This is a genomic window from Mycobacterium sp. GA-0227b, assembly GCF_001499855.1.
Taxonomy (GTDB): domain Bacteria; phylum Actinomycetota; class Actinomycetes; order Mycobacteriales; family Mycobacteriaceae; genus Mycobacterium.
In genome coordinates, this window is record NZ_LQIK01000003.1 from 215751 (window position 1) to 221750 (window position 6000).

Below are 6000 nucleotides of genomic sequence, written 5' to 3' on the forward strand. Positions count from 1 at the left end.
GAGTGTCGCAGAATTGTTACACCAGTGCTCGGTGTGACGAAGCGGTCAATAACCGGACCGTGCGGAACACGTTTCACTTCGCTTTCTGTCGCACTTTCGGTAAACCCGCCTCACCCTTCCCCAACTGTGGTGTAGCAATGCGATAGGGGCACTAGACCACGTCATGTGAGGAAAGCATCGATGCCGACTCCCAACCTTCCGCCCGGATTCGATTTCACCGATCCCGACATCTACGCAGAGCGACTGCCCGTCGATGAGCTCGCCGAGATGCGGAAGGTGGCACCCATCTGGTGGAACGAGCAGACGAAGGGCAACCTGGCCTTCGGTGACACCGGTTTCTGGGTGGTGACCAAGCACAAGGACGTCAAGGAGATCTCGCGGCGCAGCGACGTGTTCTCCAGCAACGCGAAGACTGCGCTACCGAGGTACCGCGACGAGGCGGACCCCGCGTCACTCGAGGCCGGCAAGGTCGTCCTGCTGAACCAGGACGCACCGCACCACACCCATCTGCGCAAGATCATCTCGCGTGCATTCACCCCCAGGGCCATCGAGTCCCTGCGCGAGGAACTGCGCGAGCGCGCGGCCAACATCGCCAAAACTGCAGCCGCCGAGGGTTCCGGCGACTTCGTCGAGCAGGTGTCGGCCGAGTTACCCCTGCAGGCGATCGCCGGGCTGATGGGCGTCCCGCAGGAGGACCGGATGAAGCTGTTCCACTGGTCCAATCAGATGGTCGGCGACCAGGACCCTGAATACAGCAGGAACGACCCGACGGCTGCGTCGGTCGAGTTGATCACCTATGGCATGCAGATGGCCGCGGAGCGGGCCAAGAACCCGGGCGACGATCTGGTGACCAAGCTGGTGCAGGCCGATGTCGAGGGGCACAAGCTCTCCGACGACGAGTTCGGCTTCTTCGTCATCCTGCTGGCGGTGGCGGGCAACGAGACGACCCGCAACTCCATCACCCAGGGCATGATGGCGTTCACCGACTTCCCCGATCAGTGGGAGTTGTTCAAGGAACAACGACCCGCGACGGCCGCCGACGAGATCGTCCGGTGGGCGACCCCGGTCACCTCGTTCCAGCGCACCGCACTCGAGGACACCGAGTTGGGCGGAGTGACGATCAAGCAGGGCCAACGGGTGGTGATGTTCTATCGTTCGGCCAACTTCGACGAAGAGGTGTTCGACGACCCGTACACGTTCGACATCCTGCGAGATCCCAACCCGCACGTGGGTTTCGGCGGTACCGGGGCGCACTACTGCATCGGCGCGAACCTCGCCAGGATGACGATCGATCTGATCTTCAACGCGATCGCCGACGAGATGCCGAATCTGCGACCACTGGCCAAGCCCGAGCGGCTACGGTCGGGCTGGCTCAACGGCATCAAGCACTGGCAGGTCGACTACACCGGAGCGGGTAAGGCGTAGTCAGTAGTCGATGATCGAGCGCCAGTACTCCTCGGGTATCTCGGCGTTCGACCGAAGCACCATCGCCAGGCCGGTCGCCATCGCGATACCCAGCAGCCCCAGCCACAGACCGAAGAAGCCGATGACCGCCCACAGCACGGTGGTCACCGTCGGCCACGGCGACAGCACCGCCAGCACCGGCGCGAAGAAGAAGCCGGCGCCGATGTACCACGCGGACCCGGCGCGGTCGGAGATCAGCACGAAGCGCAGCCACCGCGGAATCGGTGCCGAAGCGGGCTTGACGGTCTCCATGTTTCTCCCTCTGCTCGATGGACACCTCCGACACTGCTCCCCCGAGGTAACCGGCGCAATTACCTGGGACGTAGTGGTCACGCCCGCCGTGCTGGGTGACACTGGCAGCCATGACCGCGGCGCGCGTGCAGACCCAGACGTTCGGTGCCTTGATGAAGGAGTGGCGACGCCGACGCCGGCTCAGCCAACTCGACCTCGCCATCGCCGCTGAGGTGTCGCCCCGGCACGTCAGCTTCATCGAGACGGGCCGGTCGGCGCCGAGCCGGGCGATGGTGCTGCGGCTGGCCGACGTCCTCGACGTGCCGCGCCGCGAACAGAACCAGCTACTGCTGGCGGCCGGCCTCGCCCCGGTGTATCCCGAGCGGTCGCTCGACGACCCGGAGATGGCCGCGATTCGCGCGGGGATCGAGCGAGTCCTCGACGCGTACAACCCGTTTCCCTGCGTGGTGGTGGACCGGCGCTGGCGGATCGTGCGGGCGAATTCGGGCGCCGGCGTGCTGCTCGACGGTGTCGCGCCAGACCTGCTCGAAGAGCCCAACGCGATGCGCATCGCTTTGCACCCCGACGGGATGGCACCTCGCATCCGCAACCTCGGCCAGTGGCGGCACCACCTCATCGAGCGGCTGCGCCGCGAGGTTGCCGTCAGCGGGTCGAACGAGCTGACCGCGCTGCTGGGTGAAATTGATTCCTACCCAGGCGATTCCGACGGTTCACTGGACGTCGGCGGCGTCGCGGTACCACTGGAGCTGTACACGCCCGACGGCAGGCTGCTGACGTTCCTGTCCACGGTGACGACCTTCGGCACCGCGCTCGACCTGACCGCCGCCGAGCTATCCATCGAGGCGTTCCTGCCCGCCGACGAGGCGACCGCTGCCGCATTGCGGTGAAACCGGCCGTCGCGCCGGTAGTCCGACCGAACCGCGCATGTGCGGCCGCCGACACCAATAGAGTCTGACGACATGGACAACCGACTCGTCGCGGCGGCCGCCGTCATCCTCGTCGCCGGTGCCGCGGGCTGCTCGACGCCACCCGCCGCGCTCGGCGGAACGACCGCGAAGGTAACCATCAACGGCGAGAGCACCGGCGGCCCCCACGCGGTGAGGTGTACGCAGACCGGATGGATGTGGACCATCGAGACTCCCGACGAAGACAAGGGTTTCACGGCCACCGTCGGCACCGAAGACGTCGTCACCGCCGAATCGGTCACCTTCCAGAACTTCGGTGGCTTCACCGGAAACTTCTGGAAAGGCAACGTCGGCGAGGCCGATGTGAAGGGCAAGGGCGGCACGTTCACGATCACCGGATCGGCGGACGGCTCGTTCACCGACAACCCGAGCAACGCGGTCACCGCCACGTTCCGCATCGAAGCCGACTGCTGAGCGCCCCGTGGTTCATGAGTTCCGCCGTGCGGTCGAAGCGGCCGATCTCGACGCCGTCATGGCCCTGTGCCGCGACGACGTCGTCTTCCACAGCCCCGTGGTCTTCACGCCCTACGAGGGACGGGATGCGCTGCGGCAGATCCTCGCTGCCGTGATGGAGGTCTTCGACGATTTCCGGTATGTGCGCGAGATCGGACCCGCCGACGCCCGCGACCATGCGCTCGTGTTCCGGGCGAAAGTCGGTGACAAGGAGATCGAGGGCTGCGATTTCATCCAACTCGACGAGGACGGCGCCATCAGCGAGCTCACCGTCATGGTGCGTCCGCTGTCCGCGACGCTGACGCTGGCCGAGATGATGAAAGCACGGCTCGCCGCAACCTGACCGCCACTGGTAAGACCACTTGACCTCTGGCCTATTGGGATGGCAGGCTGGCCGCATGGCACTTCAACCGGTGAACCGGCGCTCAGTGCCCGAGGACGTCTTCGAGCAGATCGTCGCCGAGGTGCTCAGCGGCGAGATGCAGCCCGGTGAGTCGCTTCCCAGCGAGCGCAGGCTCGCCGAGGTTCTCGGGGTCTCCCGGCCCGCCGTTCGGGAGGCGCTCAAGCGGCTCACCGCCGCGGGGCTGGTGGAGGTACGCCAGGGCGACGCGACCACGGTGCGCGACTTCCGGCGCCATGCGGGTCTGGATCTGCTGCCGCGCCTGCTCATTCGGGCCGGCGAACTCGACTTGTCCGTCGTGCGCAGCATTCTGGAGACGCGACTGCACAACGGGCCCAAGGTCGCCGAACTGGCCGCCGGGCGGTGCGGTCGCAGCCTGGCCGAGCCACTCAGCCAAGCGTTGGATGCCCTCGAGGCCGAAGACGATCCCGTCGAACGACAACGCCACGCGCTGACGTTCTGGGATCACATCGTCGACGGCGCCGACTCAATCGCCTTCCGGCTCATGTACAACACCCTGCGGGCCACCTACGAGCCGGCGCTGCCCGCACTGGCCACCGTGATGGCTGACGAGGTCGGCAGGCCGCAGGCATACCGGGACTTGGCCGATGCAATCACCGCGGGTGATCCGCCGAGGGCCCGAGCGGCCGCCCACGACCTTCTCGAACCGGCGACGACAGCGCTTCTCGACGCCCTCGACAATCTGGAGGATCAGTGACGACCTCGACCACGGGTAATGCGCGCACGGGCTTCACGCTCATCCATGCACAGCGCGAATTCTGGAAACACCCCTCCCCCTGGATGATCGGGACTACCCTCGTCGCCGCGCTGGTGGCCCGCATCGCCGTCGGTGACTGGCAGGTCACCGACGCCATCGTCCCAGTGGTGATGCTGGCGCTGTTTCCGTTCTTCGAGTGGATCATCCACGTCTGCGTCCTGCATTGGCGGCCGAAGCGGCTGGGGCCGTTGACAATCGACCCGCTGCTGGCCCGCGAGCATCGGGCACACCACAGCCATCCGCGTGACATCCCGCTGATCTTCATCCCGTGGAAGTCGCTGGCCACCTGGGTGTTGCCGGTGACGGTCGCGGTCGGACTGCTGGCGTTCCCCCGGTTGGGTATGGGCCTGACGTACCTGGTGTGCATCGGCACCCTCGGATTGGCCTACGAGTGGACGCATTACCTGATCCACAGCGACTACAAGCCGAAAACCGCTCTCTACCGGGCGGTCTGGCGCAACCATCGGCACCACCACTTCAAGAACGAGCACTACTGGTTCACGGTGACCAGTTCCGGAACCGCTGACCGGGTGCTCGGCACCTACCCCGATCCAGCCGTCGTACAGAATTCACCGACCGCGAAAAACCTGCACGCCGAACATCAGCCGGCGTGACTGCGCCAGCCCCTCAGTACTGGACGATGACCGGGTCGCCGAGGCTCACGGTGTTGAAGTACCAATCGGCGTTGTCCGGGCTGAGGTTGATGCATCCGTGGCTGACGTTTTCGTACCCCTGCGAACCCGTCGACCAGGGCGCGCCGTGCACGTACACTCCGCCCCAGGTGATCCGGACCGCGTCATAGACCGTGAGCTTGTAGCCCTCGGGGTCGTCCAGGGGGATACCGATGGTGCGCGAATCCATGATGACCACACTCTGCTTCTCCAGAACCGTGAATGATCCGGTCGGCGTTGCGAACCCGTACTTGCCCATCGACGCGGGCATCTCGCGCGCCACCTCTCCGTCGATGCTCACGGTGAACGTATGGGCGCCGATGTCGGCGACGCTCACTATCGCGGCACCGGTCTGAAAGCTCGCCTTGGCATTGCCGGCCGACACCGTGATGGTCGAGTGCGCCGGCCAGAATTCTGCCGGATCCCATTGCAGCACATGGTCATTGACCCAGGTGAAGCTTCCGTCAGGCGCTCCTTCGGGCATTGCGGGTGAGGAGATCTCGAGGGTCCGCTCGGCGGCCGCCCGGTCACGGATAGCCCGGTCGAACGTCACCGTCACCGGGTGCGCGACACCCACCGTCTGTCCAGCCGGTTGGATGCTGGCGACGTCGGTCGGTTTCGTGATGCCCGCAGCGCTGGTCGCGGTGGACCCCGCCAAGGTGAGCACCGCGAGGCTCGCCACCGCCAGCGCATTTCGAAGCTTCAGCACACTTCTATCCTAGTTCGTCTCGTGCGGTTACCTCGGCAACCGCAATTGGCGCCCGCGCGCGCATGTCTCAGCGCAGGCGGGCGTCGTCCTCACTGCCCTTATCGAATGTGCTGCTCAGATCGTTTCACCGGACGTCGAGGCGACGGCTGAGGCGAGCCGGGTGACCGCCAGCAACGATCCCGCGGGAGCAAAGGCGCCCGCGCTCCGCACACCGGCCGTCGGTCACGCAGGCGGTGGCAGCGGGGGTGGCGCAGGCGGCGGTGGCGGCGGCAGCACGGGCTGCGGCGGTGGGGGCGGCGTCTCTGGGG

8 protein-coding genes are annotated in these 6000 nt (G+C 66.1%); 6 read left to right on the top strand and 2 right to left on the bottom strand.

The genetic code is table 11. From position 1 onward, the window contains the following. The first annotated feature begins 180 nt into the window (after positions 1 to 180). A complete protein-coding gene (locus AU185_RS04895; RefSeq protein ID WP_059102302.1) occupies positions 181 to 1425 on the top strand; it encodes a cytochrome P450 in 1245 nt (414 codons plus the stop codon). Here AU185_RS04895 and AU185_RS04900 read toward each other — a convergent pair whose 3' ends face one another. Then, positions 1426 to 1716, bottom strand: a complete 291-nt coding sequence (locus AU185_RS04900) for a hypothetical protein (RefSeq protein ID WP_059102303.1) — start codon at positions 1714 to 1716, stop codon at positions 1426 to 1428. It abuts the gene before it with no gap. A gap of 110 nt (positions 1717 to 1826) precedes the next feature. Between AU185_RS04900 and AU185_RS04905 the strand changes: the two genes are divergently transcribed. The 5 genes from AU185_RS04905 to AU185_RS04925 all read left to right on the top strand — a co-directional run bounded on the left by AU185_RS04905 (position 1827) and on the right by AU185_RS04925 (position 4926). Further along, a complete protein-coding gene (locus AU185_RS04905; RefSeq protein WP_059102304.1) occupies positions 1827 to 2603 on the top strand; it encodes a helix-turn-helix domain-containing protein in 777 nt (258 codons plus the stop codon). Between the two features lie 72 nt (positions 2604 to 2675). Further along, positions 2676 to 3095, top strand: coding sequence for a lipoprotein LpqH (locus tag AU185_RS04910; RefSeq protein WP_059102305.1), 420 nt, complete (start codon positions 2676 to 2678; stop codon positions 3093 to 3095). 7 nt (positions 3096 to 3102) lie between these two features. Next, positions 3103 to 3477 (top strand): nuclear transport factor 2 family protein, encoded by a 375-nt coding sequence (locus AU185_RS04915; RefSeq protein WP_059102306.1) that lies wholly within the window; start codon positions 3103 to 3105, stop codon positions 3475 to 3477. A gap of 55 nt (positions 3478 to 3532) precedes the next feature. Then, positions 3533 to 4252 carry a FadR/GntR family transcriptional regulator gene (locus AU185_RS04920; protein ID WP_059102307.1) on the top strand — a complete coding sequence of 240 codons (720 nt, stop codon included), beginning with the start codon at positions 3533 to 3535 and terminating at the stop codon, positions 4250 to 4252. Further along, entirely contained in the window at positions 4249 to 4926 is a 678-nt protein-coding gene (locus tag AU185_RS04925; RefSeq protein ID WP_059102308.1) for a sterol desaturase family protein, read from the top strand. The genes AU185_RS04920 and AU185_RS04925 overlap by 4 nt, the downstream gene beginning before the upstream one ends. Before the next feature lie 13 nt (positions 4927 to 4939). Here AU185_RS04925 and AU185_RS04930 read toward each other — a convergent pair whose 3' ends face one another. Beyond that, a complete protein-coding gene (locus AU185_RS04930; RefSeq protein ID WP_059102309.1) occupies positions 4940 to 5692 on the bottom strand; it encodes a L,D-transpeptidase in 753 nt (250 codons plus the stop codon). Between the last annotated feature and the right edge of the window lie 308 nt (positions 5693 to 6000).